1 protein-coding gene is annotated in these 1,481 nt (G+C 67.4%); it reads right to left on the bottom strand.

Translation table 11 applies throughout. The features are described 5' to 3' along the window. Window positions 1-24: 24 nt before the first annotated feature. The gene (locus ACPW96_RS23225) at window positions 25-1,293 is read right to left on the bottom strand and encodes an IS110 family transposase (RefSeq protein ID WP_425886106.1); all 1,269 of its coding nucleotides are present in this window, start codon (window positions 1,291-1,293) and stop codon (window positions 25-27) included. Between the last annotated feature and the right edge of the window lie 188 nt (window positions 1,294-1,481).

Genomic DNA, 1,481 nt, shown 5'->3' on the forward strand with positions numbered 1-1,481 from the left:
GGGGGGGTGCCCCTATGTCCTGTGTCAAGCTGCAAGGGCGGGTTCGGTGTTCCTCGGTTGGTAGAGGGTTCCGTCTCGGAGCATCGCGAACAGGACGTCGGAGCGGCGTCTGGCCAGGGCGATGAGTGCTTGGTTGTGGCGCTTGCCTTGGGCGATCTTGCGGTCGTAGTAGGCGCGTGATTCCGGGTCCCGCAGTGCGGCGAATGCGGAGAGGAACATGGTCCGTTTCAGGATCTTGTTTCCCCGGCGGGAGGGGTGCTCGCCGCGGATCGAGGACCCGGAGCGCCGTGTCACGGGGGCGAGACCGGCGTATGCGGCGAGGTGCCCGGCTGCCGGGAAGCTCTTCGTGGTGACTTCGGTGAGGAGCCTGGCCGCGGTCCTGACGCCGACTCCGGGCATGCTCGTCAAGACCGGCTGAAGAGGGTGCGCGTCGACCAGTTTCTCGACCTCGCCGGCGATCTCATCTCGTTGCCGACGCAGCGCGGCGAGCTGTTCTGCCAGGCGCGGTAGGACGAGCGCGGCCGCGCTGGTGCCGGTGACGACGACGGTCTGCTCACCCAGGGCGGCGACGATCTCGGCCGCCCAGACGCGGCCTTTGCGGGGCGCGTTCTTGAGCATCCGATTCCCGACCCGTCTCTCACCCGCCGCGCGCATCGCTGCCGGGGAGGGGTAGTGCTGCAGCAGGTCGAGGATCGCCGGGTGATCCAGTCGAGGCCCGATCGCCCGCTCCAGTGCGGGGTGCACCTGGGTGAGCAAACCCCTGATCCGGTTGGAGACCTGCACGATCTGCCCGGCGAGGTCGTCATCGAACCCGCAAAGCATTGTGAGTTCGGCGATCTGCTCGTCGGCGACCTGGATCGAGCGAAGCGTGTGCGGCATGGTGCGGGCCGTCTCGGCGATGATCGTGGCGTCCCGAGCGTCGGTCTTCGCCTCGCCCGGGTGCAGATCTGCGATCCGTCGCATCGCAAGCCCCGGAAGGTATCCGACCACAGCACCCTCGGCCTGAGCGACGGCAATCGGGAGCGCCCCGATCGTGGCGGGCTGATCCACGACCATCAAGACGGGACCGCGCGTAGCCAGACCGGAGATCAGTTGCCGCAGACGCGCCTCGTCGTTCGGGAGTGCCTTGTCGAAGATCCGCTTCCCGGAGCGGTCCAGGGCCACCGCGTGATGTTCACCCTTGCCGACGTCGAGCCCGACGAACACCTCGACGTCGACGTACCTGTCGATGCTTGAAACCACCTCGTTCTCCGTTCGTGTCAGCGACAGCGCCGCGACGGTGCGTCTCGGCATCCACGTTACGAACGGCCTCGAGTCCAGGCTCGGGTCCAGCCCCTATCAGCGATCACACACCGCCAACCAGGCCCGGTGACAACACCCCCCGGATCATTCGACGACAGGGGGGACCAATCATGCCGGGCCCGGCAGGCTGTCACCGCCCAGCATGCTCACTGGACGGCCACGAAGAAAGTAACGGGGGG

It is taken from the genome of Micromonospora sp. DT81.3, assembly GCF_049847225.1.
Taxonomy (GTDB): Bacteria; Actinomycetota; Actinomycetes; order Actinomycetales; family Microbacteriaceae; genus Microbacterium.